21 protein-coding genes are annotated in these 25222 nt (G+C 52.2%); 12 read left to right on the top strand and 9 right to left on the bottom strand.

Translation table 11 applies throughout. The features are described 5' to 3' along the window. Positions 1 to 274: 274 nt before the first annotated feature. Both MHI42_RS10285 and MHI42_RS10280 read right to left on the bottom strand, forming a co-directional pair. On the bottom strand, positions 275 to 856 hold the full coding sequence (locus tag MHI42_RS10285) for a DUF2812 domain-containing protein (RefSeq protein WP_342423697.1): 582 nt from the start codon (positions 854 to 856) through the stop codon (positions 275 to 277). Then, positions 853 to 1182, bottom strand: a complete 330-nt coding sequence (locus MHI42_RS10280; RefSeq protein WP_039307488.1) for a PadR family transcriptional regulator — start codon at positions 1180 to 1182, stop codon at positions 853 to 855. Before MHI42_RS10280 ends, MHI42_RS10285 begins: the two co-directional genes overlap by 4 nt. 100 nt (positions 1183 to 1282) lie before the next feature. Here MHI42_RS10280 and MHI42_RS10275 point away from each other — a divergent pair, with 100 nt between their 5' ends. Then, a complete protein-coding gene (locus MHI42_RS10275) occupies positions 1283 to 1456 on the top strand; it encodes a hypothetical protein (RefSeq protein ID WP_342423696.1) in 174 nt (57 codons plus the stop codon). A gap of 58 nt (positions 1457 to 1514) precedes the next feature. Here MHI42_RS10275 and yhbH read toward each other — a convergent pair whose 3' ends face one another. From yhbH to MHI42_RS10255, 4 genes are all read right to left on the bottom strand, one after another. Continuing rightward, the gene (gene yhbH / locus MHI42_RS10270) at positions 1515 to 2675 is read right to left on the bottom strand and encodes a sporulation protein YhbH (RefSeq protein ID WP_042135257.1); all 1161 of its coding nucleotides are present in this window, start codon (positions 2673 to 2675) and stop codon (positions 1515 to 1517) included. A gap of 110 nt (positions 2676 to 2785) precedes the next feature. Beyond that, a complete protein-coding gene (locus tag MHI42_RS10265; RefSeq protein ID WP_342423695.1) occupies positions 2786 to 4471 on the bottom strand; it encodes a DUF11 domain-containing protein in 1686 nt (561 codons plus the stop codon). Next, positions 4468 to 11115 carry a hypothetical protein gene (locus tag MHI42_RS10260; RefSeq protein WP_342423694.1) on the bottom strand — a complete coding sequence of 2216 codons (6648 nt, stop codon included), beginning with the start codon at positions 11113 to 11115 and terminating at the stop codon, positions 4468 to 4470. Before MHI42_RS10260 ends, MHI42_RS10265 begins: the two co-directional genes overlap by 4 nt. A 222-nt stretch (positions 11116 to 11337) precedes the next feature. Beyond that, positions 11338 to 11901: a hypothetical protein gene (locus MHI42_RS10255; protein WP_340988209.1), complete on the bottom strand. Its 564-nt coding sequence runs from the start codon at positions 11899 to 11901 to the stop codon at positions 11338 to 11340. A gap of 259 nt (positions 11902 to 12160) precedes the next feature. Between MHI42_RS10255 and MHI42_RS10250 the strand changes: the two genes are divergently transcribed. Both MHI42_RS10250 and MHI42_RS10245 read left to right on the top strand, forming a co-directional pair. Then, positions 12161 to 13072 carry a hypothetical protein gene (locus MHI42_RS10250; RefSeq protein WP_342423693.1) on the top strand — a complete coding sequence of 304 codons (912 nt, stop codon included), beginning with the start codon at positions 12161 to 12163 and terminating at the stop codon, positions 13070 to 13072. 257 nt (positions 13073 to 13329) lie between these two features. After that, a complete protein-coding gene (locus MHI42_RS10245; protein WP_342423692.1) occupies positions 13330 to 15987 on the top strand; it encodes a copper amine oxidase N-terminal domain-containing protein in 2658 nt (885 codons plus the stop codon). A gap of 100 nt (positions 15988 to 16087) precedes the next feature. Here the strand turns inward: MHI42_RS10245 and MHI42_RS10240 are convergent, their stop codons facing one another. Then, complete coding sequence (locus MHI42_RS10240) at positions 16088 to 16549, bottom strand: hypothetical protein (protein WP_342423691.1); 462 nt, start codon at positions 16547 to 16549, stop codon at positions 16088 to 16090. A gap of 164 nt (positions 16550 to 16713) precedes the next feature. Between MHI42_RS10240 and MHI42_RS10235 the strand changes: the two genes are divergently transcribed. Next, positions 16714 to 17091 (top strand): DUF423 domain-containing protein, encoded by a 378-nt coding sequence (locus MHI42_RS10235; RefSeq protein ID WP_039307497.1) that lies wholly within the window; start codon positions 16714 to 16716, stop codon positions 17089 to 17091. A gap of 51 nt (positions 17092 to 17142) precedes the next feature. Here MHI42_RS10235 and MHI42_RS10230 read toward each other — a convergent pair whose 3' ends face one another. Next, on the bottom strand, positions 17143 to 17667 hold the full coding sequence (locus MHI42_RS10230; RefSeq protein ID WP_342423690.1) for a hypothetical protein: 525 nt from the start codon (positions 17665 to 17667) through the stop codon (positions 17143 to 17145). A gap of 215 nt (positions 17668 to 17882) precedes the next feature. Here MHI42_RS10230 and MHI42_RS10225 point away from each other — a divergent pair, with 215 nt between their 5' ends. The 3 genes from MHI42_RS10225 to MHI42_RS10215 all read left to right on the top strand — a co-directional run bounded on the left by MHI42_RS10225 (position 17883) and on the right by MHI42_RS10215 (position 19232). Further along, positions 17883 to 18185 carry a DUF1805 domain-containing protein gene (locus MHI42_RS10225; protein ID WP_039307501.1) on the top strand — a complete coding sequence of 101 codons (303 nt, stop codon included), beginning with the start codon at positions 17883 to 17885 and terminating at the stop codon, positions 18183 to 18185. A 296-nt stretch (positions 18186 to 18481) separates the two neighbouring features. After that, the gene (locus MHI42_RS10220) at positions 18482 to 18943 is read left to right on the top strand and encodes a Dps family protein (RefSeq protein WP_039307503.1); all 462 of its coding nucleotides are present in this window, start codon (positions 18482 to 18484) and stop codon (positions 18941 to 18943) included. Positions 18944 to 19034: 91 nt separating this feature from the next. Then, entirely contained in the window at positions 19035 to 19232 is a 198-nt protein-coding gene (locus MHI42_RS10215) for a hypothetical protein (protein WP_171717974.1), read from the top strand. Positions 19233 to 19467: 235 nt separating this feature from the next. Here MHI42_RS10215 and MHI42_RS10210 read toward each other — a convergent pair whose 3' ends face one another. Continuing rightward, complete coding sequence (locus tag MHI42_RS10210; protein WP_171717973.1) at positions 19468 to 19971, bottom strand: MarR family transcriptional regulator; 504 nt, start codon at positions 19969 to 19971, stop codon at positions 19468 to 19470. Positions 19972 to 20181: 210 nt separating this feature from the next. Here MHI42_RS10210 and MHI42_RS10205 point away from each other — a divergent pair, with 210 nt between their 5' ends. From MHI42_RS10205 to sufU, 5 genes are all read left to right on the top strand, one after another. Further along, on the top strand, positions 20182 to 21222 hold the full coding sequence (locus tag MHI42_RS10205; protein WP_342423689.1) for a nitroreductase family protein: 1041 nt from the start codon (positions 20182 to 20184) through the stop codon (positions 21220 to 21222). A gap of 228 nt (positions 21223 to 21450) precedes the next feature. Further along, a complete protein-coding gene (sufC, locus tag MHI42_RS10200; protein ID WP_171717972.1) occupies positions 21451 to 22233 on the top strand; it encodes a Fe-S cluster assembly ATPase SufC in 783 nt (260 codons plus the stop codon). A gap of 25 nt (positions 22234 to 22258) precedes the next feature. Then, positions 22259 to 23560 carry a Fe-S cluster assembly protein SufD gene (sufD, locus tag MHI42_RS10195; RefSeq protein ID WP_342423688.1) on the top strand — a complete coding sequence of 434 codons (1302 nt, stop codon included), beginning with the start codon at positions 22259 to 22261 and terminating at the stop codon, positions 23558 to 23560. Further along, positions 23557 to 24783 carry a cysteine desulfurase gene (locus MHI42_RS10190; protein WP_342423687.1) on the top strand — a complete coding sequence of 409 codons (1227 nt, stop codon included), beginning with the start codon at positions 23557 to 23559 and terminating at the stop codon, positions 24781 to 24783. The genes sufD and MHI42_RS10190 overlap by 4 nt, the downstream gene beginning before the upstream one ends. Further along, positions 24770 to 25207: a Fe-S cluster assembly sulfur transfer protein SufU gene (gene sufU / locus MHI42_RS10185; RefSeq protein WP_042135279.1), complete on the top strand. Its 438-nt coding sequence runs from the start codon at positions 24770 to 24772 to the stop codon at positions 25205 to 25207. The genes MHI42_RS10190 and sufU overlap by 14 nt, the downstream gene beginning before the upstream one ends. Positions 25208 to 25222 lie beyond the last annotated feature (15 nt).

The raw sequence follows: 25222 nt of genomic DNA, 5'->3' as shown, positions 1-25222 counted from the left end.
TTGTTCAAATGAGCCACAAATGAAGCCTGATCGGTCAATTAACGGAATCTCAGTCCGCTTGGCCCGCGAATCTGCCTAATCTGACGGAATAGCGGAATCTCAGTCCTTTTCACAAGCTGAATGTAGCCGGAGTGGGGTGAACTCGCTGTTGGAACACTCCGCCGACACCTGGATCGTCACCGCAGAACGCTTCATCAACACCCGGATCATCACCGCAGAACGCCTCGCCAACACCCGAATCGTCACCGCAGAACGCCCCACGGAGTCCCAAGGCTCACTCCCGGACTAGCTTGTCATTTTGCAGCTTGGTAATCTTGCGGCGGATAGGCAAACTTAATGAAATGAAGAACAGGGCCAGAACGATGAGCAGCAGGCCCATAATAAGGTTGATTCTGTTGAGGGCGGTGGGATTGTTCACAAACATCAGGGATATATTAAAGACGCCAATGATCAGCTCCACCACCGCGAGCGAAATCCATAACCGGTATATTCTCTGATAATGCTTGATTTTGGAATCGGTATCCGAATAGATGGTGAAGGCACCCTCCGCTGCTTTTTTTCGAAAGATTACCCAGCGCGGGTTAACATTTACAGTCTTGCCCGATGGCCGTTTACCGGCAGGCACACGCTCGGCCCCTGTCTCCTCCATGAACTGCAGGTATTCGGCAGACTTGGCTTTCTTCGGATCTTCCTCCAGCAGCTCCAGCCGGTAGATGTATTCCCCCGGGGCACTCTCTTCAAATACATAACGGGCCCAGGAGTATTCAACAAGCGCAAGACCTTTGGCAGACATGTCATTCAGCCACTGCTCTTCCTTCTCAAAATCCGCGAAATATTTGCGTACCACATGACTCATTCCGGTTCGCCTCCTATTAGCTTTCTTCCATTAGACAACAGCTCATCGAGCCTGGTCATTTCGCTCAGCAGTGCAGATCTGCCTGATTCCGTAATCCGGTATTCCTTCTTGCGGGAATCCTGACCGCCCGCCAGCGGCTCAATCCAGCCCCGCTCGACCAGCGTGCCAAGCGCGCCATATAGCGTGCCGGCGCCAAGCTCCACGCGCCCGTTACTCAGCAGCTTCACATTCTGCATAATTCCGTAACCGTGCATCGGGGTGAAAAGTGACAGAAGAATATAATATACGCCTTCTGTCAGCGCCCCGTATTCATTGCTTCCTGACAACTGCCTCACCTGCCTTAGTCTTCTATTAACGGATCGTTGCATCAACTGACGTTATAGCAATTGCCGTTACATCGTCTGACGCTATATCGTCTACCGATATATGTATTATATCGGCAGCCGATATAGCAGTCAAGAGGATTTTGCGGAAAATACAAGCAAAAACAAAAAGCAAAAAGCAAAAAGCAAAAAGCATCCCCTTGCGATGGATGAAAAGCTCGCAAGGGGATGCTTTTTGGCCTGGATAGCGGACGAAGGGGGGACAATGCCGAAATAAGCATCCTGCATGAAGTTGACAACATCTTGTTGCTGTAAGCCCCGGGAAACATCTCAGCTTAAGCCCCGGTAGTTTTTTTACCGAAAAATGTCTTCAGCGCCTGATAGACTTCCTTCTTATCCTTAATGACATAATGCATGAACTGCTCCTGCTTCAGGTGGCGGTAGGCAGACATCAGTGTGCTGCTGCGGTTGTACTGGTTCACTTCACCATAGCCGAACATGTTGCTGCGCTTCAGCAGTTCACCGATCAGCTTGACGCAGCGTTCATTGTCTGAGGTCAGGTTGTCGCCATCCGAGAAATGGAAGGGATAAATATTGTATTTGGCCGGCGGATAGCGGCTGTCGATAATCTCCAGCGCCTTCTGGTAAGCCGAGGAGCAGATGGTGCCGCCGCTCTCGCCGCGCGTGAAGAAGTCATGCTCGCTGACCTCTTTGGCCTCGGTATGATGGGCCAGGAATACAATGTCCACCTTCTCATACTGTCGGCGCAGAAAGCGGGTCATCCAGAAGAAGAAGCTGCGTGCGCAGTATTTTTCAAAAGTGCCCATGGAGCCTGAGGTGTCCATCATCGCAATAATTACGGCATTGGAATGGGGGACGGTTATGTCATCCCATGTTTTGTAGCGCAGATCGTCCGGGCTGATGCTGTGGATTCCCGGATTCCCGCTGCTGGCGTTGCGCCGGAGATTCTCCATCAGTGTGCGTTTCTTGTCGATGTTGGACATCATGCCTTTTTTGCGGATATCGTTGAAGACAATGGATTTGACCTCGATTTCTTCCTTGTCCTTCGGCTTCAGGTGGGGTAGCTCCATATCCTGGAACAGAATATCCTCCAGATCCTCAATATCCACTTCGGCTTCGACGGTATCCTGCCCGGGCTGATCCCCCGCCTTATCACCTTTGCCCGGCTGGGCGGACTGCGAATCACGGCCGAGCACATCGCCTACCTGACTCTCCCCGTCCCCCTGGCCGACATGCTTCTGCTTGCGGAAATTATAGATAATCCGGTATTCATCCAGACTGCGGATCGGCACCTTCACTATCTGCTTGCCGCCCGACAAAATAATGTTCTCCTCAGTAACGAGATCCGGCAGATTGTCCTTAATGGCTTCTCTGACCTTTTGCTGGTGACGCTCCTGATCCTGATGGCCTTTGCGGTGAAGGGACCAGTCTTCTTTAGACACAACAAAGGCGTATGGACCGGTTGGCTGGGGCAAGGATGACCACCTCCCATGATTCTCTGAAATTGGTACAGGCTACGCTTGTGACGGGTGCGGCTGGTTGTAACTAAAGTATATTCATGGGGATGGGGGATATGTGAGCTGTATTATTCACTGATTTCCTCAATGAGCAGTTTATAGCTGTTCGAGCGGGCTTCGCCGGAGTATCTTCGTCCGTCTATGGTGAATAAATATAGGGCGGTCGAGGATCCCTGGAGCGATGTGCCCATATAATCAAGGTTGATTTTCACAAAATAAGTGAGGGTGACGGTCTGCCCGGGCTGTAGTGTTCCCAGAGCCACAGTTCCGCTGTACGGGGTTTCGGGTACAGTGATGGCGCTGATGGTAACGATATCCGGATCAATTACTGCTCCTTGCGGCACAATCCGGACCACAGAGACCTCTGCGGGATAATTCCCGCTGTTGGTGACAAGAATCCGGAATTCGGCAATGCTTCCAGGCTCGACAACCGGCGGCTCACCTTGTATTTGAATGGAGACGATTGGCGAGAACAGCAGCGTAGTCACAGCATTGGTCCGGGTGATCTGCCGGACATTGCGTCCATCCGGAAGGGTGAATGTGTATTGGACACTGCCCTGGTTCTGAATGGCCGGAGTCTGGCGGATATCGGTGGCGCCCGGAATGGATACGAGACAATCTACCCTTACCGCCGAGCCTGCTCTTACCGTTCCGAGCGGAATGCCATCCGCAGGCCGTATTCCCTTCTGGGGAACACCGTCAATATGGATGCTGTCCCAGATGAATAGAACACCTGCCGGAATGAAGTCGGTCAACAGAGCCTCTACAGCCAGATTTCCGTTGTTGCGCACGGTGAACTCATACCGCAGATTATCGCCGGGAGCGGCGCTGTAGAGATCTACCTTCAAGCTGGCGGATACTCCCGGCTGGACGATCGTTATGAGGACTGTATTGCTCTCAGCGGTATTCCTGCTGTCATTGACCTCATAGGTGACCACCGCCTTCGCCGGCAATACCGGGTCCGGAGGGATTGCGGCCACCCGCACACGGAAGGAAATCTCGGCAGCCGAGCCTGTACTCAAGGAACCCAGCCTGATGCCAAGGGCCGGATCGGCCTCGGGCTGGTAGACTCCGCCTGCAATGACGCTGCCGGGGATGAATATAGCACCTTCCGGAACCGGAATGGTGGCGATAATTGCGGCCAGCGGCCGGGTACCTTCATTTCTGAGCTGCAGTGTATACGTCACGGCATCGCCGACAAAGGTAGTGGGTGTGCTGGCAGAGAGAAGCGTGGACAACTGATAAGAGAGCAGGGAGACAGTCACCGGGTTGGAGCTGACTTCCCCGCGTACCGTTCGTCCTTCGGGTGTGGAGAAGGAATAGGTGCCGACTGCCCTGTTGTGCAAGGCCAGAGAAGGCGGGAGCGATACAACAATGACCTGGAAGGCGATCGTAACTCCGGAATGCGGAGAGAGAGTGCCTACCGGTATGCCGGAAGACGGAGTGACCCCCGGAAGGGGGACTCCGTCTCTAAGCACGCTGTTGGCAATAAAGGATACACCCGCAGGAAGGACATCAACGATGGTGACCAGTGCGGGCGTATTGCCGCTGTTCTTGGCGAATATGGTGTAGACGAGCGTCTCCCCGAGGGAGGCGCTCGTGTGATCCGTAAGCTTAAGCAGGGATAGAACAGGGCCCACGACGGGAGTATTGACGGTATTGGAATAGGTAATGGCGTTAATACCCTCTGCCGAGCTGAATAGGACCATAGACTGGTTGCTTACGACAGGTTGAAGCCGTGAGCCTTCTGTCATATTACAATGACCTGAACCTGGAAGGTTACTGTAGTGGACGCACCGGCGGCAATCGTGCCGATGATTATGCCGGCAGCCGGGTTCGCACCAGGGCGGAAGACTCCGTCTACGGCAACACTGCCAACGACAAATTGGCTGCCTGCCGGAATCGGGTCAACCAGTACAACATTGTTGACGGGAACGATACCGTTGTTGGTCACAACAATGGTATAGGTAATAATGTCGCCTACTACCGCATCGATTGCAGGAGTGCTCTTGACTGCTGTTACGTCCGGTGAAGAGACAGGGATAATCAGCGTATTCGACAGTGCAGAACCTGAGAGCAGACGGCCATCCGGCGGTGTGAAGGTGAAGGTGGCGGCGGCCTGGTTCACGAGCTGTTGCGGAGAAGGCAGGGAAGCTACTGTGACCTGCAGGGTGACTGTCACGAGGATTGTAGCTCCGGCTGCAACCGTGCCGAGATTAATGCCGGTAGTCGGGTCTGCACCCGGAACAGGCTGGCCGTTGACCAGTACGCTGTTCGGAATGAATACAGCTCCCGGCGGGATAGAGTCTGTCAAGGTTACGACAGCTGGCAGATTGCCTGAATTGGTAACGCTGAACGTATAGGTCACGGTATCTCCAACCGTCGCATTGGTCGTATCTGCAGCTTTTAGAATACCGATGATCGGCTGGAATACCGGAGTAATGAGATTGTTGGAATAGGATGCGCCAGAGAAAGCACCGGAAGTGAAGCTTACCGAAGCCTGGTTGTTCAGTATCGCCGGATTAGGCAAGGAGTTGACCAGAATATTGAATGTAATCAGGACTGTCGCACCCGGGGCCACCGTTCCCAGTGAAATCCCGTTAGCCGGATTCGCTCCCGGCAGCGGAGTACCGTCCACAACTACGCTTCCGGCAACAAAGGAAGAGCCGGCCGGAATCGGGTCGCTCAGTACAACATTATTGATCGGCGCTATGCCGCTGTTGGTAACGCTGATGCTGTATGGAACGGTATCTCCCGGAACTGCATCGGTTACAGTAGTGCTTTTGACAACGAGAACATTTGGCGATGATACCGAAATCTGATTGATGTTCGAGCTGGCTGACTGGTTGAAGGTCCGTCCGTCAGGAAGCGTATAGCTGAAGGCGATGATGGCCTGGTTGCTGAGCTGCTGGCTGGCCGGCAGTGTGGCAATGACGACAGAGAATGTTACCGCCAGCGATGCACCTGCAGCAACCGTACCCAGAGGGATTCCGGTGGCGGGATCTGCACCCGGTGCCGGGAAGCCGTTGATCAGCACGCTGTTAGGAACAAGCGTTGTACCTGCAGGAATCGTATCGGTCAGAGTGGCAGCAGCCGCATAGTTACCCGAATTGCTGACATTGACAGTATAAATAATGGTGTCTCCAACGGTTGCATTTACAGAGTTAGAGCTTTTGGCTGCCGCAATAATCGGCTGGAAGACTGGAGTGGTCACAATGTTCGAGAAGGCAACACTGGACAGTGCCCCGGAAGTGAAGCTGACCGATGACTGATTGTTAAGCACTCCCGAGACAGGGAGGGACGTTACAGTCACACTGAAAACTACAGTTACTGATGCGCCTGGCGCGACGCTGCCAATGGTTACCCCGGTAGAAGGTGAAGCAGCCGGACGAGGGACGCCGTCTACCGTTACACTGCCGGGAACGAAGGCCGTTCCTGCAGGTAAGGCATCTGTAAATACGACATTGTTAACGGTAGCGATCCCGTTATTGGTCAGACTGACCGAATACGTAATCGTATCGCCAACATTGGTAGCGGTGGTTGTGGTCGATTTGACGACCGCGAGATTCGGATTCGAGACAGGGATGGTCAGTGTGTTGGTGAGGACCGATCCGCCAAGGGTTCTTCCGTCAGGTAAGGTGAAGCTGTAGGCTACTGTCCCCTGATTCACCAGTGTTTGCGGTGTAGGCAGTGAAGTAATTACCACCGAGAATGAGACAGCAACGCTTGCGCCCGGAGCGACGCTTCCGGCGGCGATTCCGGTGGTGGGATTGGCCTGCGGCAGAGGCAGCCCGTTGATCAGAACACTGTTTTCCTCAAAAGTAGTCCCGGCTGGGATGTTGTCCGTTACTGTCAGGCTTGCTGCGTAGTTGCCTGTATTGCTGACAGTTATAGTGTAGGTTACTGTATCACCCACCGTTGCGTTCGCGGTGTTGGCAGATTTGACGGCAGCAATATTCGGCTGGAAGACGGGAACCGCCACGGGGTTCGAGAAGGTGGAGCCTGTAAAGATACCGGAGGTGTATGTTACAGTCGCCTGATTATCAATTGAAGTATCTGCCGGTACCGATGTTACCGTAACACTGTAGGAGACAATTGCGGAAGCACCGGATGCCAGTGTGCCAATGGGAATTCCTGTAGAAGGATGGGCATTTGGAAATGGCACGCCATTTACAGATACGCTGCCCGGCACGAAGGCTGCCCCATCTGGCGTTGGATCGCTGAGCACTACATTATTAACCGGGTCTATTCCGTTGTTCGTGATGCTTACGGAATAAGCGATAGTATCGCCCAGTGCCACCGAGGTTGAAGTCGTGCTCTTAACAACCGCCAGATTGGGTGCGGACACAGCGATCGTTACAGTGTTGGAGACGGCGCTTCCGTTCAGCAGCCGCCCGTCCGGCGGCGTGAAGGTGTAGGTGGCAGCCGCCTGATTCACTAGCTGCTGCGGCGATGGCAGGGAGACAATGAAGACGGTGAAGCTGACAGACACACTGGCGCCGGGAGCGACAACTCCGACAGCAATGCCTGTATCCGGTGCCGCGCCCGGCTGAGGGAAGCCGCCGACAATGACACTGTTGGGATCAAAGGCGGTGCCGGCCGGGATATTGTCCGTTAACGTTACATTGGCTGCAACGTTGCCGGTATTGCTGACAAGAATGGTATAGATGACCGTGTCGCCGACAGTGGCGTTCAGGTCATTGGCGCTTTTGACCAGAGAAATTTGCGGCTGCGTTACCGGTGTGGTAGTGACGTTGGAAGATGAAGAGCCGGAGAAGACCCCGGAGGTGAAGCTGACGGTTGACTGGTTATTGACCTGTGAAGGAATCGGCATTGTTATCCTCACCTCGAATGTTACGGCAACTGAAGCCCCAGGGCCCAGACTGCCGATTGGAATGCCGGCGGACGGAACTGCCAGCGGCTGGGAGACGCCGCCTACAATTACGGTTCCGGGAATGAAAGTCGCATTCTCAGGCAGAGGATCGCTGAGAATGATATTGCTGACAGATGTAATACTGTTGTTGGTCAGCACGGAGGTGAATGTAAGAATGTCGCCGGTTACGGCATCGATGGCATTCACGCTTTTGACAACACTGACATTGGGGGCAGAGACGGGAACAGTCAAAGCGTTCGATACGGTATTTCCGCCGAGCTGCCGTCCGTCCGGCAGCGTGAAGGTATAGGAGGCGGCCGCTGAATTGATCAGCTGCTGGTTCGGTGGCAGTGACGTAACGGTAACCAGAAAACTGACGGTGACGCTGTCTCCGGGAGCAAGCGGGCCTACCGGAATTCCGGTCAGCGGGCTGAAGCCGGGCAGCGGTGTTCCGCCTACGCTTACACTGTTGGTCTCGAAGACTGTTTGCGGCGGCAGAATGTCGGTCAGATTCAGGGTTGCGGCAATATTGCCGGTATTGCTGGCGAATATGGAGAAGGATAGCAGACTGCCCACCGAGGCTTGTGCAGGGCTGGAGCTTTTGACTAGCCCAATCACCGGGGTGAAGACTGGAGTAAGTATAGTGTTCGAAAGAGCTGTTCCACTGAATGCACCCGCTGTGAAAGAAGCGCTCGCCCGGTTGTTCAGCTGAGGCGGGCTTGGAACAGAAGTGGCGTTGACCTGGAAGACTACAATACTCGTTGCTCCGGCAGCAAGCGTACCCAGGGCGATCCCGGCATTCGGATTCGCAGACGGTACAGCAGCCCCGTTCACCGTGACGGTTCCCGCTACAAAGGCGCTCCCGGCAGGGGCGGGATCGGACAGAACGACATTGTTAACCGCCACACCGCTGGGGTTGGATACCGACACGGTGTAGGTGAGATATTCCCCTACTGCTATAGCGGTGACATTGGCGCTCTTGAGGAGTGTGATGTTAGGTGCAGATACCGGAATGGTAACCGTGTTCGACACACTTCCGCCGGACAGGGCACGTCCGCTGGGCAGCTGGTACGTATAGCTGCTGCTTCCCTGGTCGGTCAAGGTTGCCGGAGACGGCAGAGATTGAACCGACGTCAGAAAAGTCACCGTAAAGCTTGCCCCGGGTGCTACGGACCCCAGCGGGATTCCGCTAACGGGTGAGTCTGCCGGTCGGACAACGCCATTCACCGTAACACTTCCGGCAACGAAGACGGACCCGGCCGGAATCGTGTCGGTCAAGCTCGCCGTTGCGGCGATATTGCCTGTGTTCCTCACTACCAGCGTATACTGCACATTGCCCCCGACCGTCGCGCTGCCCGGACTCGCGCTTTTGACGATACCGATTACGGGTTGAAATACAGGGGTTAGGGTTGTATTCGATTGGGTGATTGCATTAAATGCTCCCGAGCTGTACGAAGCGGACGACTGGTTGGAGAGCTGGCTGCTTCCCGGCACGGAAGTGACATTCACCTGGAACGTAACGGTTACGCTGGCCCCCGGAGCGATGGTTCCGATGCTAATCCCGGAAGCCGGATCAGCAGTCGGACGTGCACTTCCGGCTACGGTGACACTTCCCGCCACAAAGGTGCTGCCGGCGGGTACCGGATCAGAAAGGACAACATTCGTGACTGCAACAATTCCGTTGTTGGTGACCACTGATGTATACAGCAGAGTGTCACCTACGGCCACATCCGGGAAGCTGGCGCTTTTGACGATGGCAACACTTGGCAGCCTGACCGGTATGGTTAGCGTGTTGGAGGCTGCCGTTCCGGGAACGGTCCGGCCGTCGGGAACGATAAAGGTATAGGCTGCTGTGGCCTGATCGACCAGCTGCGGAGGCGAGGGCAGACTGTTTACCAGCACACGGAATTGTACAGTTGAGGTTGACCCGGCAGCAATGGTGCCAATAGGGATGCCGGCGGCGGGATTACCTGCTACCGGAGTGCCGTTGACCGTAAAGCTTCCCGGAACATAGGTGCTGCCCGCAGGAATATTGTCAGTGAGTGTAGTTGTGGCACCGATATTACCGGTGTTTGCAATCTGGAGCGTATAGATAATCTGATCACCGACGGTAGCGTTGGTAGTATTTGCGCTTTTGACGATGCCAAGAACCGGAGAATAGACCGGCAGCGAGCTTGTATTGGAGGGAATAACTCCGCTCACAATCGGGCCGCCCGCTACGCTCTGGAACGTAAATGCGGCATTGGCTGTGTTGGCGACAATTTGTGTGCTTGGCAAGGATGTAACCCTGGCTTGATATGTAATCGTGATTGAAGTACCCAGGGCCAGAGATCCGAGAGGGATGCCGGATGTTATGTCAAAAGCCGGCCGGGAAACCCCGGCTACCACTACACTTCCGGCCACAAAGGTCAGACCAGGCGGCAGCGTATCCGACAGTACGACACTGGCTGCACTTGCTGTACCGGTATTGCTGACGGTCACGGTGTAAGTGACCAGATCACCAACGATCGTTCCGGCGACATTAGCGGTTTTGGTTAACGAAATCTTGGGGGCATTAATATCAATCTGCAGCCCGTTAGCATTAACCACGTAAGCATCGCCTGAGGTAGTCAGTGTCAGCAAAGCCGAGGACTGATTGTTAACCAGGCGCGCACCAACATCCACGTTCGTGATATCCCAGCCCTGCCGGCCGCCGACAATGTTGGAGCCTGGACTGCCGTTAGTCTGGTTGCGGTTTCCGAATGTACCGGTGGTATTCAGGTTGCCGGTATCATTATTGATCTGTGAAGCGAAGAAGTTGTTCGCAAAGTTGTTAGGTCCTGACAAAGCGACCTGGGTCGCAGAGGTAGGGCCGAAGAGCGCCTGATCCCCTGAGCGGTTGGCATCTCCTTCCTGGGCACTGAACATGATGCGGCCGCCGAGTGCTCCTGTAACGGGTGTGGCAAATCCGGTAATCGTTGTGACAACCGGGGCAGAGGTGGACTGGACAAGTACGGCCCCCGCCCGCAGAGACATGTTGCGGAAAGGGAGTGACGGGTTCTGGTAGATGACAGCGAGCGTCCACCCCGCATGGTTGGCAGTCGGATCACCGGGAATAACGATGGTACCGACTACACCGGCTGTGATATAGGTTCCGGCTCCCGAGGCTTGAATAATGCTGGTAACACTGGCGGAACGGACATAAGCGAGTGCTCCGCTTCCGAGATCTACGGAATTGGCGGTGGCTGCATCGGGAGATACGCTGACCGTGTTCCCAAGCGGTGTTGTGAAGGACACAGGATTGTTAATTGCCGCAGTCAGATTGACCGTGCCGTTAACATAAGTTCCGCCCCAGATCAGTTCTGCATACAGGACCGTGCTCCCCGCCGGAAGCACCAGGACCGCTGCTGAACTGTTGCTCTGGTACAGATTTGTAGTGCCAGCAGGATAAGTGCCGAATATGGAGGCTGTATTCACCGTGGAGAAGGCCCCGATACTATCCTGGGTACCCGGAACCCCAAGCGTATCGGACCGGCTTAACCCCAATGTATTGCCTGTAAAAGTAATGGCACCTGTTGCATTAACCGTAGACCGAACGACTAGAGGAATGATTTTCACCTCCTTTTGGGAGTGTTGAATTCAAATCGGAAGACAACGAAAAAAAGCAGACCGACTCCTGCTTGAGGTCGATGTGCCATCTTTCTTGTGTGGTATTAGCCTATGTGCGGTGCAGGGCATTATTGTATGTCCATTTGCGATTCTTTTTTACTAATTTTGTCTGTTCTGTGACCGGAGCCGGCGTTCGAACAGCGCTCGCGGTTCAGGATAGACTCTTCTGCTCATTGCTTCCAGCTCTTCCCGGCTGATCTCCTGCTTAATTACGGCAAAATGATACATGATTTCATGGACGACGTTGGATTGCAGCGTCTTGAGCACCTCCAGCTCCTCCGTCTCATAGAGCGAGTCGTCAAAAGGATATTGATAGAACAGCTCCATCCGCAGCAGTCTGAAATCGAACGGCGGCGCAGGAGCCGGATAGTCCGGAATCTCCGGGGAGATTGGGCTGAGAGAAGGCTGAAAAAAGCTGCCGGTCAGATAACGGGGTGTATATTCGTCAAACTTCTGTTTGAACATAGGGTTGGAGATATGCGGAAAACTATGGGCATAGGGCGAGAGAATGCAGATGACCGCTTTATGCGTGCTGATTCTGTGAATCTCGGACAATGCTGCAAACAAGTCGTTTACATAGGGCATTACCCGGCTGGCCATCACGAATTCGGCGGTATTATCAGGCAGGGGAATGCCCTCGCAAATATCGCAGACAATATCCACACCGGGGTATAACTTGCGGTCGATTCCCAGATAACCGGATTCTTTGCCGGGACCGCAGCCGATATCGATTCTCAGGGGAGATCACTCCTTCAAGTTGCTGAATAAGGCTCTCCATCATTGTATTAAATCTGCGGTTCTGTGCGTACGGCGGATGCCCAGCCCCGTCCGGCAAGTTTATGCCCCCCGGCCTTTGGGGTAATCGTTAATAAGGTAAGCAGCACACTCAGGGCTTACCGTGAGATATGGAGGAGGTAAGGCTATGAGATCACAACGTTCGCTGCCTGCTATCGCAGCAGTCGCTGTACTAATGCTGGCCTTAACCGCCTGCGGCGGGAATCATCCGGCTGAAGCGCCGGGGCTACCCTCAGCAGGCCCGTCATCTGCACCTGTAGAGAGCGCAGCTGCGCCGAGCCCCAGCCCTGCTCTCCCGCCAAGTCCTACCGGAACTGCAGAGGCACAGGTTATTCAGGGATCCGGCGTTTATATCGGACAGATTGATAATCATTCCGTAGAGATTGAGACTGAAGAAGGACCCACAGCCTTTGAGCTGGGTGCCGGCACGGAGGATGCGCCGGAGCTGCTCGAAATGGATGATGCCGTTGTTTTTGCGTATGTGGAAAAAGTGGTCGGAAGCGATGGGACCGCAGTTCAGCGTGTGTTGTCCAGCCTGTCCAAGGCAGAGGGCGGAGGGGCCGCACCGGCAGCCAGTGCGCTCCCGGATACTCAGACCTTCAGGCTGACACTGGAAGGGATGGAGGAAGAGAAGACGGCGGCACTTGCCGCCGGAGAAGGGTACTCCCTGTATGTATTCGATATCTTCAGCTTTGACGCGGCCAGCGGCAAGCTGGCGATGAAGGTAGACCCGGGGTATTACGCCGAAATTATCAAGCTTCCTGCCGATTTCGATCTGGATGCCATAGAGCAGGAGGGGAAGGCTGAGCTTGCGGCTACAGGCAAGGTTACAGCGCTTACCCGGGAAGAGCGGGACCGGCGGATGTCCGGCATCCGCTTGTATCTTACCGCAATGGGCTCTGGCCTGACCCGCCAGGTTGCCGTGAAGGAAGTTGATGGCCAAGGCTATCTGATCAAGCTGAACATCCCGCAGCGGGAAGCCTCGGAAGGCTTCGGGCCGCATGTGTATGCTTCACTGGATTCACTGGTTAATCAGTAAAGCGCAGAGCAGCGAAGCGGCACCGCCAGCTTAGAAGATAAGAAGGCATAGGCTTCGCCATCCATTATCCTAATCTTTACCGCGGAAACGGTAGTGTCCTTATTAAAGGGCGCTACCGTTTTCACTTGCCTGCGGCATGATTCAACCTCCAAAAGATTATTTTATTGTAACCGGTTTGCGAGAAACTTTTACCCGTGATCTTACGTCAAAGAGATAGAAATAGATGAGATTTTTTTCCTATCTGGGAGGATGAGTTTGTGAAGAAGTTATGGATTTCTATTGTAGTGGGGTTGCTGATAGTTCCGTTACTATTTCAAGCCCCGGCCAAGGCGGCAGTCACACCGATCCGCATCATTATTGACGGAGTCCAGTTGTCTACGGATCAGCCTCCGGTAATGGTGAACGGACGAACGATGGTGCCGCTGCGTGCAATCTTCGAAGCCTTCAATGCCGCTATCAAGTGGGATCAGAAGACGCAGACTGTAACGGCGGTGCAGGAGGATACAACGGTTATATTGAAGATCGGCTCCAAGACAGCTACGATTAATAATCGGTCTGTAAGCCTGGATGTGCCCGGTCAGAATTTGAAGGGCAGAACTATGGTTCCAACGCGGTTCGTAAGTGAAGCGCTTGGCCGGGAAGTGGGCTGGAATCAGACCACCAAGGTTGTGACGGTAACCACCCCGGTACCGGCCGGTGTTAATACTGCTCCGGTATCCGGCGTAACCACGCAGGATATCAGTGATTTCGGTGACGGACGCGACCTGCAGATCAGCTTCAACCGGGTGGCCGATGAGTCCCTGGTGGACCATTACCGCGTTCTGATCGTCAAAGCGGGGAATTCGCTTGATCTGTCGTCAGCACTGGCTATACCCGCATCTAATTACTCCTCAGTTATGGTAACAGGCGCCAATCCTGTGGTTAAACTGACGGCTGCTTCGAGAACGGCAGATGGAGAAGTACTTAAAAGCAGTCAAGGGTATATAGCTTATGTCCTTACGGTAGGCAAAGGAAGTAACATCAGCGCGCTTTCCGGCAGTTCCTCCACCATTACTCTGACCAATAATATTGCACCGGTAATAAGCAATGTACAAGTGACCGATAATGGCGATTACGGTGACGGGCGCGATCTGTCCGTCAGCTTCAACAAGCTGGCAGATGAGACCAAGATAAGCTCTTACCGGATATTTGTGGTTAAAGCGGCTAATTATTCAGCCTTTAATCTGGCCAAAGCCAATTCTGTCGTCAGTGCCTATTACACCCAAGTCACCAAGACAGGTGCTAATCTTACCCAGATTCTTTCCTCAGGAGCCAGGGATACAGACGGAGCACTGATTCAGACGGGGGTAAGCTACCGGGTATTCGCCATGGCAGTGGACAGCAGCAATACCGCCAATAATGTGTTATCCGCTGCTTCGTCTCCGGTTACCCTATCCAGCATCGGGATCTCGAGCCTGTATGTCACTGACGTTAACGACTATAATGACGGCCGTGACCTGAAGGTGTCCTTTACCCATGCCGCTGACGAAACGTATATCAGCCAGTACCGGATTCTGGTGGTGCCTACATCCTATTACAGCAGCTACAGCCTGTCTGAGGCGAATAATGTATCGGGAGCCAACTATACTGCTGTGAGCACTTCCGGTTCTTCTACCAGTCTAGTGCTGACCTCGTCCACCAGAGATGTGCGCGGGACGCTGCTGAAGAGCGGAATCAATTATAAAGTGTATATTTTATCAATCAGAAGCGGGGGTAATGCAGGGTCGAATATTCTTTCTCCTGCCTCTGCCGAAATTACGCTATGGAATGATTTCAGCATGAGTGCTGCGACTAACCTGAGTGTGACTGACGTTAACGATTATGGGGATGGCCGCGATCTGAGGGTGTCATTCACCCATGCCTCAGATGAGACTTATGTCAGCCAGTACCGGATTCTGGTGGTGCCTACATCCTATTACAGCAGCTTCAGCTTGTCTGACGCGAATAATGTATCAAGTGCAAATTATTCATCAGTAGGTACATCGGGCTCCACGACCAGCCAGGTATTAACCTCCTCCGCCAGAGATGTGCGCGGGAATCTGCTTAAGAATGAGATCAGTTACCGGGTGTATGTATTATCTAGTGGAAGCGGAAGTTACGCTGGGTCTGGTGTACTTTCGTCAGCTTCATCGGTAATTACGTTGTTGAATTCCTCAAGTGTGAGTGCAGTTTCCGGCCTCGCTGTCAGCGATGTTACGGATTTCGGTGACGGCCGTGATCTGAAGGTGTCCTTTACTCATGCTTCGGATGAAACCTACATCAGAGAGTACCGGATTCTGGTGGTGCCTACATCCTATTACAGCAGCTTCAGCTTGTCTGACGCGAATAATGTCTCCACGTACACTTCAGCAGGTACATCCGGCAATAGCACCAGCATAATTTTAGACGCCTCAGCCAGAGATGTGCGCGGTACTACAATCAAAGATGGAATTAGCTATAAAGTGTATGTGTTATCCGTCGGAATTGCGAATTATGCAGGCCCGAACGTTTTGTCGGGAGAATCATCAGTAATTACCCTGGCCGGCAAAACCCCGCTCACCTCTGTTACGAATGTAACTTATAGTGTGGACAAAGGTAACCTTCTGATCGGCTTCACCAAATCATCGAACGAGGCTAATATCCTGGAATACCGGGTATACGTAGTCCCTTCCAAGCAAGGGTTTGGTGCAGCGGATGCGCTCGGAGTGCCGGCTTCACAGTATAAGGCGGTGGCTCCAAACGGCTCGAATCCGACAGTTGCAGCTGCAGCCAGAGATGTGAACGGAAATGCAATTGCCAGCGGGATTAAATACAAGGTGTATGTTCTTGCCGTAGCCAATAATTATGGTGTGCAGAATGGCGGTCTTTCAGATTCAAGCGAGGAGTTTGAGCTATAACTGCCGGTTCTAAGCTGTGAAAAAAGCTGAAAAACACAAACACAGCACGTCTCCAGTAAATGGGGAGGTGCTGTATTTTTTTGTGATTCATTACGACTGCCTAGGCAGCGCCTGCATTCACCAGAACCAAGGAAATCAGCAGCATGAACACCAGCAGGATAACGGCGTTAATGATAGTCCCGAGGACTGCGAATACCTTACGGCGTCTGCGGAGCGTAAGCCCGACAATGCCGGTGACCGCTCCGATCACATTAACAGCAGCCAGGATCAGCACGGATAAGCCCAAATACATAATCGCTTCCGCTGAATCGGCAATCAGCTTATTATTCTCATTCATGATGGAGGAAGCCTGTGCACCAACATACACAAACGCAATTGCATAACCGACCAGAGTAACCAGAGCGATGACAAAAGAAGCGATGCCGGGGCCTGAGTGCTTGAAGTCGCGTTTGTTCTCCTGATACACGTATGCTGGATCAGCAGGTATTGGCTGTTCTGATGAGCCCCATTCTGCGGGCCGGGATGGTGCGGTTTCCGGTTTGGGTGGAGGATTATGGTCCATGGGCTGCACTCCTTGGGATAAAAGATTGATAGTATCACTTTTCCATAAGATGGCTCTAAAAGCAAGTATTGCGGCAGAATTATCCGTAAATCCTGCTGCTGGAAATCAGCCATGCGGATACGTTAAGATAGGAGGAGTTCAAGAGACAAAGGAGCTGTATATCCATGCAACGAAGATTGGTAGCCTGGGGAGCTGTGCTGGCTATGCTGTCCGTGGGAATCGGAGCGTTCGGCGCACATATGCTGAAGGCTGTGATCAGTGAAGAGTACCTGAAAGTGTACGAGACCGGTGTCCAGTATCATATGGTTCATGCACTGGCTCTGATTCTTATCGGCCTGGCAGCAGGCCAGTGGGGAGAGAGTGCCCGGCTTGCCTGGGCGGGCCGGCTGATTGGGGCGGGAATTATTCTGTTCTCCGGCAGCCTGTATATCCTCAGCACCTCCGGGATCAAAATTCTTGGAGCCATTACACCCATCGGCGGCGTATGCTTCCTTGCCGGCTGGATATGCTTTGCCGTGGAGGCTTTCTCGCGTAAAGACTAACAAACAAGCACCCGTTCCCGGAATCCCGGGCGGGTGCTTGTTTGGGCTTGCTTACAAGAATTCGTCGATTTCATTGAGATTGAACGTGTACACCTGCTTCTCGTCAACATGGTACACGCTTAGCGAGTTAGCGCCTTCATCAAAGTTCAGAATACGGCAGGGCATCGATACCTGCTTCCCGTGCCGGTTCGCTCTCAGCCGGACCAGCTGGTTATTCTGAATATACAGCCTGATCTTGCCGAACACGTCTGCCGGCGTTTCCGCCGGTGTCACAACAGGCGGTTTCTTGACGGGAGATCTTTCGGCTGGCTTGTCCGCTGGCTTCTGTGGCAATTTCACTGAAACCGGAGCTGGAGTAAAGGAATCGTTCTTTAGAGCCAACTTTGCAGACCGCAGCAGAGTGTCTATAGTTCTTCCAAGCTCCAGACCGGAGTTAATGTTGAAATCTGTGATTTTATCGCTGTTGTTCAACATTTCAAGTAAGTATTGCAGAGCAAGCGGGTTAGTACGGGCATTAATCAGGATGTCGACATTGAAGAGATAGTTGCCGTCGGTGTGTTGTAGTTTCTTGTCCATTAATCCCCCAGCTTTATCGTTTAACACGATTCATTAAGTATTTATAAAGTATATAAACTATACCATTAAACAAGCAAAATTTATATACCCTCCGGCAGAGAATTAAGGACTTATGACCCCTCTAATTTATAAAGGAACTAGGACCATCGTCCACACGCCGTTGTAGCAGGACGCATAACTTAGATCGTGGAACGTGATAATAGGAGGTGCTGTAAATGGTAACATTGGAGCCTGTACAGGTGGGCGATTATGTCCTGGTCGGGGTTGAAGTGAAGCTGCCCAAAACTACGCTGCTCAGCATCAGCACAAGCCGGGGATATATCATGTGCGGGGCGCTGGATATAGGACTGCTCAATAATACGCTGAGTGACCGGCAGATTATTGCTGCACGGGCAGTAGGGGTGCGCACATTGCCGCAGCTGCTGGCTGCCCCGCTGGAATCCGTTACAATAGAGGCGGAGAAGCTTGGCATCGTTCCGGGAATGACTGGGGCGGAAGCCCTGCTTCTGATGGTGTAGGACAGCAGACTGGATGAGTGTCAACAGGGGGGGCCATCGGCCCTCCTTTTGTCTGAGTAGGAGAATAATAATAATTCCTGTTGTTTCACATGTCCCGGAGCATAAGGCAAGGACTCTTGGCTCATCCTACGGGGTAGGACCGGAAGCTGCAGGACGCGGCGGGGAAAAAGCTGCTTGTCCCGTGTCCTCCTTTGTTTCGCCCTGCGGGCAGAAGGGTAAATGGAGAATAGACTACTGCATAGCCGGATGATGGACAAGCAGCCGGCAAAATATATGGATAAGGAAGGGATCAACTCATGGCTAAAGCATCAAACAAAGTAAATACCGCTTCATTGGAACAAGTACTTAACCGTCAGGTAGCTAACCTCAACGTTCTATATGTGAAAGTGCATAACTATCACTGGTATGTGAAAGGTGAGCAGTTCTTTGCCCTGCATGTGAAGTTTGAAGAATTGTACGATGATATCACGCTCAAAATGGACGAGGTTGCCGAGCGCCTTCTGAGTATCAAAGGCAGTCCTGCAGCGACGATGAAAGAATATTTGGAAATTGCCACTATTCAGGAAGCAACCGGCAAGGAAGATGCACGGGGTATGGTGCAGGCACTCATCGAGGATTTCGCTACAGTAGCGGAAGAATTGACTGAAGGCATCGAACTGGCGGAAGAAGTCAGCGATCAGCCGACTGCCGACCTGTTCATCAAGATCCGCACTGATCTTGAGAAGAACCAATGGATGCTGCGCTCTTTCCTGGGCTGAGTGATAGCTGGTTAATCCTTGCTGTGTAAGTTTGAGACAAAAGTATAAACAAAGCCTCCCCTGGGATAATACCATGCGGGAGGCTTTGTTTATGCTACGAACTAAAGAAGAAAGTTCATTTAATATTGCAGCAATGAATGTATTCAGTTCAGTTCCAAGTGGAAATTCAGTAATAGTTGTATATTGTGCAGTTAAAAACAGCGAAAAGGGCTGCCCGCATCTTATAACTGTATTCTGTACAACTAAATCTGCCCGAATGGGTGAGAACCAAGGTCCAAAGGCAGTTTAATTGTACGAAATACAACTAAACGGATAATCGGCTGGAAATCAGACGTTTTAGTTGTACAAAGTACAACTAAGCATACGCATATACCGGAATAGGGTCACTGTAAGCAAACCATCAGCAAGCGATTTACAAAATTAGCTATCACTAGTTTAAATCAGACGCTGTTTAAGGAGCTCCAAATGTTCACCGCAGTGACGGCTAAGCTTCAAGTTCAAATCTTAAGTAAGCCTTATACAGACTAGGAGCTCTCGTCATTTTTAATCATAGTGTCACTATGACTAATCACCGTTTGAATAAATTTCAGTGAAGCCTGCAGTTCCGCCTCCGAGAAGGTGTTCAAACCCTGAATAAAGCTCTGCTCAAGGCTTTCATGCATCTCGGCGTGAACGATGAAGAGCTGCCTGCCTTTGGGCGTAAGGCTGAAATAAACTTCTTTCTTGTTGTCATTCATCCGGCTGCGCTTAATGCAGCCTTCCTGTAGAAGCTTGCCGCTGATTTTTGTAATGCTCGCCTTGGACAATTTCATTTTTTCCGCAATCGAGGTGCTGTTAATGGGCTCGTGGCTGCCGATGCAATCAATGACATGAATGCTCGTCAAAGAGTTTGAAGTGAAAGTCAGCCCGTACTGGCGGGTAAGATCAGCGAAAGCGTCGAGCTCGGATGCAAAAAGCTGTTCGTTAAGATGCGTTAAGTGGAGTAATCGGCCATACAGCAGCCGCTTAAGTCCTTCGGATGAGTTCATAAGGCTGGGCATCTCCCTGCTATGTAAAATTATCTTTATCCTACCCCGAAATTATTCACTTGTAAACTAACGTGTGATTTCGCTGTTTAGCTATTAAAGCTCAGTCTATTTTCTAATAATTAGATTGACAGCTATGTTATTGCGAAATATAGTTTACTGGTAAACAATTTAAAATTGTTGAATGTTAACAATTTTCCGGGGAGGATAAGGATGATGAATGTGTCTCAAGCGATAAGAGAACGGCGGACCATTCGGAAATTCAGCGCAAAGCCGGTCGAACAAGAAGTGATCGTTGCTTTGCTGAATGAGGCGGCAAGCCTGTACGAAGCTGAGGGGACGCCGCATTGGCGCTGTCTTTATTTCGGCACACCGGAGTCACGTGAAGAGCTGGCTGAGAGCATGATTGCCAAGGTGAAGGATAGTCATCTGGGAAAACTCCTTCCTGCCAGGATGACCGGATTTCTAAAAAAACAAATCACTGCTACTCCCGCCCACATCATTTTCATCGCTGAATCCGCCGAAACGCAGCGGCAGTGCGACGAAAATTACGCCGCCGTCTGCAGCATTATGCAGAATGTTCAACTGCTGGGCTGGGAACAAGGGCTAGGAATGCTGTGGTACACGGATTCCATGTTTTGCAGCGGGTCATTTTTTGAGAAAATGGGCTTGAAAGAAGGAGAACGGTTCGCCGGGATGCTGGAAATCGGATACTTTGAGAAGACGCCGAGGGCCCGGAAAAGAACGCCGGCAGAGGAGAGTTGGAGTATAATAGGTGAGGACGACAGATTCCATCCGGATCTCAACCCTGTTTCTCCGCAAAGCGTCCTGAAACTGCTCAACGAGGCTGTATGGGCGCCTAATGACGGAATGAGAGAACCCTGGCGTTTTATCTATGTAACGGGTGGTCAAGCTGCCCGGAAACTGCGATCCTCTGGAGAAGAAGCTTCAACACCGTTCCTTATGGTCGTAGCCACGGAGGAATCGGATCTTCACCGGCAGGAAGAGGATTATGCGGCGGTGTGCTGTCTAATCCAGAACTTTCAACTGCTGGCCAAGTCCGAGCCATGGAACCTGCGCCGCCTGATTCCGGAATGGATTTATGACACGGAGCAGTGCAGTCCGTTTGGAATTCGCCCCCGGGAACGGATCGTTGCTGTGCTTGAACTGGGGGGAGACAAGAGAGTCTCTAATGCCGTGTCTGCTCCAGTGGTTGTCGAACAGTACAGCAGGAGGAGCGGTCCCGGGCAATAATCACTATTATTAGCTGTAGATACAGGCGACAGAGTAATAAAATTATAAGTCGGTATTTGTAAAAATCGGACCTTTGTAATAAAATTAGTGAGAATCATTGATAATCAACCTGATTCAATTTATAATAATTACAATGTGATATAAAATCTAATTGCTTGTAATCAGGGAAATCCTGTGACAATACAACTTTCTGATTTCGCAAATCGATCAATGGAGGGAATAATAATTATGGCAGCAGATTTTGTCATTGAGGGACTGAAAGCGACGATTGAAGGAAAAGAAATTCTGAAGGGGATCAACCTTCAAATGAAAGGCGGAGAAATTCACGCCATCATGGGACCGAACGGTACTGGTAAAAGTACTTTGGCCTCAGCCCTGATGGGTCATCCGAAGTATGTGGTTACAGAAGGCACAGCCGTGCTTGAAGGTGAAGATCTGCTGGAGATGGCGGTTGATGAACGCGCCCGTGCCGGCCTGTTCCTGGCTATGCAGTATCCGAGCGAGATCAGCGGGGTAACCAATTCCGACTTCCTGCGCAGTGCAATTAATTCCCGTCGTGAAGAGGGCAGTGAGATTTCCCTGATCCGTTTCATCCGGCTGATGGAAGCTAAGATGAAGGAACTGGATATGAATCCTGAATTCCTGCACCGCTACCTGAACGAAGGCTTCTCCGGCGGTGAGAAGAAACGTAATGAAATTCTCCAAATGATGATGCTGGACCCTAAGATCGTCATTCTTGACGAAATCGACTCCGGCCTTGATATTGATGCACTCAAAATTGTTGCCGATGGTGTGAACTCCATGCGCAGTCCGGAACGCGGATTCCTGGTTATCACTCACTATCAGCGTTTGCTTAACTACATCAAGCCTGATTATGTACATGTCATGATGCAGGGACGGATTGTGAAATCCGGCGGCCCTGAGCTTGCACAACGCCTGGAAGCAGAAGGTTATGAATGGGTTAAGGAAGAACTCGGCATAGAAGACGAAACTGTAGGACAAGAAGCTTAGAAACGCTGGAAGGAGGAAACCACTTATGACGACGCAAACCATTCTTCCCGTGGATGCCCAGAAGCTCGGCGAATTATCGCAGAGCAGCGGCGAACCGGGCTGGCTGAAGGACAGCCGCTTGAAGGCACTTACGCTTGCCGCTGAGCTTGCCCTGCCGAAGCTGGAGAAGACACGGATTGACCGCTGGAACATTAACAACTACGGAGAGTACAAGGCAAGCCAGACTTTCACATCCCTTAGCGAAGCACCTGCTTCAATTGCCGCTCTGATCAAGGATCAGGAGGAAGGCAGCCTGATCATTCAGCGTAATTCGGGAGCCGTATATGCCCGTCTGGCTCCTGAGCTGGCTGCGCAAGGCGTGATATTCACCGATCTGCAGACAGCAGTCAGAGAGCATGGAGATCTGGTGCAGCGTTATCTGCATAAGGCAGTATTGCCTGAAGAGCATTCCATCGCCGCACTGCATGCAGCGCTGTGGAACGGCGGGGTATTCCTCTATGTTCCGAAGAATGTCATCCTCGAGACTCCGCTGCAGGCGGTGCTGTTAACGGATGATGCCGAGGCTGCATTTGTCCCACATATTCTGATTGTTGCCGATACTAATAGTTCATTAACCTACGTGGATAATTATGTATCAGATAAGTCCGAAGCGGGTCTGCATAACGGGGCTGTTGAGGTATTTGTAGGCGCAGGTGCCACAGTACGCTATGCCACGGTGCATCAGCTTGGGCAAGACACCACGGATGTTACTTACCGCCGTGCGGTAGTGGAGAATGACGGAACGATCGAATGGATCATCGGTGAGATGAACTATGGCGATACCGCCAGCGACACCAAGTCTGTGCTGAAGGGTAACGGCTCAAGCTCGGATGCCAAGGTAATTGCTGTAGGTACCGGTTCGCAGAAGCTGAGCTACACTACGCAGGCCCAGCATTTTGGCAGAAACACTCCGAGTGACATGATTACCCGCGCAGTGATGCGGGATTCGGCCACTTCGATTATTAACGGAATTACGAAGATCGAGAAAGGTGCGACAAGAGCGGACGGACAGCAGACAGAGAAGGTTCTGATGCTGAGTCCCAAAGCACGCGGCGACGCCAACCCGATTCTTCTTATAGATGAAGATGATGTAACTGCAGGCCATGCCGCTTCCGTAGGACAGGTCAATTACGAGCAAGTCTATTACCTGATGTCCCGGGGAATTACGCGGCATGACGCAGAAACACTGATCATATACGGCTTCCTGGCTCCTGTTGTGTCGCAAATTCCACTGGAGGGACTGCGCAATCAGCTCCAATCTCTTGTGGAAAGGAAGTTAGGCCAATGATTAGCAGCTCGATCCGGGAGCAATTTCCCATCTTGAATCAGAATATTAACGGCCACCCGCTGGTGTATCTGGACAGCGCGGCAACTTCCCAGAAGCCGCGCCAGGTCATTGAGGCGGTCAAGTCTTATTATGAATGGGATAACGCCAACGTCCACCGCGGAGTGCATACGCTGGGCAGCCGGGCAACGGATGCTTATGAAGGCGCCCGCGAGAAGCTGGCTAAGTTCATTAATGCCCGCAGCACGAAGGAGATTATCTTCACACGCGGTACTACAAGTGCACTTAACATTGTAGCTTCCTCTTACGGACCTTCTGTCCTGCAGGAGGGTGATGAGATCGTGATTACCCAGATGGAGCATCACAGTAACTTCATTCCCTGGCAGCAGCTGGCCAAGAAGACAGGGGCAACCCTGAAATTCATTCCTCTGCAGAAGGATGGTACGGTGACGCTCGAGGATGCAGAGAAGACGATTTCGGCTCAGACCAAGATCGTAGCTATCGCTTATGTATCCAATGTTATGGGTGTCACCCATCCTATCAAAGAGCTTGCAGCAATTGCTCACCGCAACGGCGCCGTAATCGTGGTGGACGGAGCACAGAGCACACCGCATATGAAGGTGGATGTGCAGGATCTGGACTGTGACTTCTATGCACTGTCCGGTCACAAGATGCTTGCCCCTACGGGAATCGGCGCTTTGTACGGTAAGAAGGCACTGCTGGAGGCCATGGAGCCTGTCGAGTTCGGCGGCGAGATGATCGATGATGTAGGCCTGTACGAATCGACCTGGAAAGAGCTGCCCTGGAAGTTCGAAGGCGGGACACCGATTATTGCGGGTGCCGTTGGACTGGGAGCAGCGATTGATTTCCTGCAGGAGGTGGGCCTTGACAATATCCACCGTCATGAGATGCAGCTTGCCGCTTATGCGGAGGAGCGGCTGTCAGAGATCAGTGATCTGACGATCTACGGCCCCCGGAACCGTCAGGTTGGAGTAGTAACCTTCAACCTTGGTGATGTTCATCCGCATGACGTAGCTACCGTGCTGGATGCGGAAGGGGTTGCTGTCCGTGCCGGACATCACTGCTGCCAGCCGCTGATGCGCTGGCTGGAGGTTAGCTCTACAGCCCGGGCCAGCTTCTACCTGTACAATACGGAACAGGATGTAGATTCGCTGGTTCAAGCCTTAATTAAGGCAAAGGAGTATTTCGCCTATGAACTTGGATGACTTATATAGACGCGTAATTATGGATCATTACAAAAATCCCCGGAACCGTGGTTCATTCGAAGATGATGCACTCAAGATTGAGCTGAACAACCCTACCTGCGGCGACCGCATTACGCTTCAGCTTAAGGTAGAGGACGGCGTCGTCAAGGACGCCCGTTATAGCGGCGAAGGCTGTTCGATCAGCATGTCGTCGGCTTCGATGATGACGGAAGCGGTCAAAGGCCAGACTGTAGCGCATGCGCTTGAGCTGGCTGACAGCTTCTCCTCTCTGATGAAGGGTGAAGAAGCAGATTTCGGAGACTACGAAGATATTGAAGCCCTGTCCGGTGTTAATAAATTTCCGGCGCGGATCAAATGTGCCACACTGGCCTGGAACGCGCTTCGCAAAGGCATAGATACGGAAGAGAATCACCCACAACATTAGAAACAAGGAGGCTGA

The sequence above is a fragment of the Paenibacillus sp. FSL E2-0178 genome, assembly GCF_038593005.1.
GTDB classification, from domain to species: Bacteria; Bacillota; Bacilli; order Paenibacillales; family Paenibacillaceae; genus Paenibacillus_AQ; species Paenibacillus_AQ phytohabitans.
This window is presented reverse-complemented; position numbering and strand designations above follow the sequence as displayed.

Bases quoted from the DNA above. Each gene is read 5' to 3' on its own strand.
- MHI42_RS10285 (WP_342423697.1), bottom strand. From the start codon at position 856: ATGAGTCATGTGGTACGCAAATATTTCGCGGATTTTGAGAAGGAAGAG.
- MHI42_RS10275 (WP_342423696.1), top strand. From the start codon at position 1,283: ATGTATTATATCGGCAGCCGATATAGCAGTCAAGAGGATTTTGCGGAA.
- MHI42_RS10265 (WP_342423695.1), bottom strand. From the start codon at position 4,471: ATGACAGAAGGCTCACGGCTTCAACCTGTCGTAAGCAACCAGTCTATG.
- MHI42_RS10250 (WP_342423693.1), top strand. From the start codon at position 12,161: ATGAGATCACAACGTTCGCTGCCTGCTATCGCAGCAGTCGCTGTACTA.
- MHI42_RS10240 (WP_342423691.1), bottom strand. From the start codon at position 16,549: ATGGACCATAATCCTCCACCCAAACCGGAAACCGCACCATCCCGGCCC.
- MHI42_RS10235 (WP_039307497.1), top strand. From the start codon at position 16,714: ATGCAACGAAGATTGGTAGCCTGGGGAGCTGTGCTGGCTATGCTGTCC.
- MHI42_RS10230 (WP_342423690.1), bottom strand. From the start codon at position 17,667: ATGGACAAGAAACTACAACACACCGACGGCAACTATCTCTTCAATGTC.
- MHI42_RS10225 (WP_039307501.1), top strand. From the start codon at position 17,883: ATGGTAACATTGGAGCCTGTACAGGTGGGCGATTATGTCCTGGTCGGG.
- MHI42_RS10220 (WP_039307503.1), top strand. From the start codon at position 18,482: ATGGCTAAAGCATCAAACAAAGTAAATACCGCTTCATTGGAACAAGTA.
- MHI42_RS10215 (WP_171717974.1), top strand. From the start codon at position 19,035: ATGCTACGAACTAAAGAAGAAAGTTCATTTAATATTGCAGCAATGAAT.
- MHI42_RS10210 (WP_171717973.1), bottom strand. From the start codon at position 19,971: ATGAACTCATCCGAAGGACTTAAGCGGCTGCTGTATGGCCGATTACTC.
- MHI42_RS10205 (WP_342423689.1), top strand. From the start codon at position 20,182: ATGATGAATGTGTCTCAAGCGATAAGAGAACGGCGGACCATTCGGAAA.
- sufC (WP_171717972.1), top strand. From the start codon at position 21,451: ATGGCAGCAGATTTTGTCATTGAGGGACTGAAAGCGACGATTGAAGGA.
- sufD (WP_342423688.1), top strand. From the start codon at position 22,259: ATGACGACGCAAACCATTCTTCCCGTGGATGCCCAGAAGCTCGGCGAA.
- MHI42_RS10190 (WP_342423687.1), top strand. From the start codon at position 23,557: ATGATTAGCAGCTCGATCCGGGAGCAATTTCCCATCTTGAATCAGAAT.
- sufU (WP_042135279.1), top strand. From the start codon at position 24,770: ATGAACTTGGATGACTTATATAGACGCGTAATTATGGATCATTACAAA.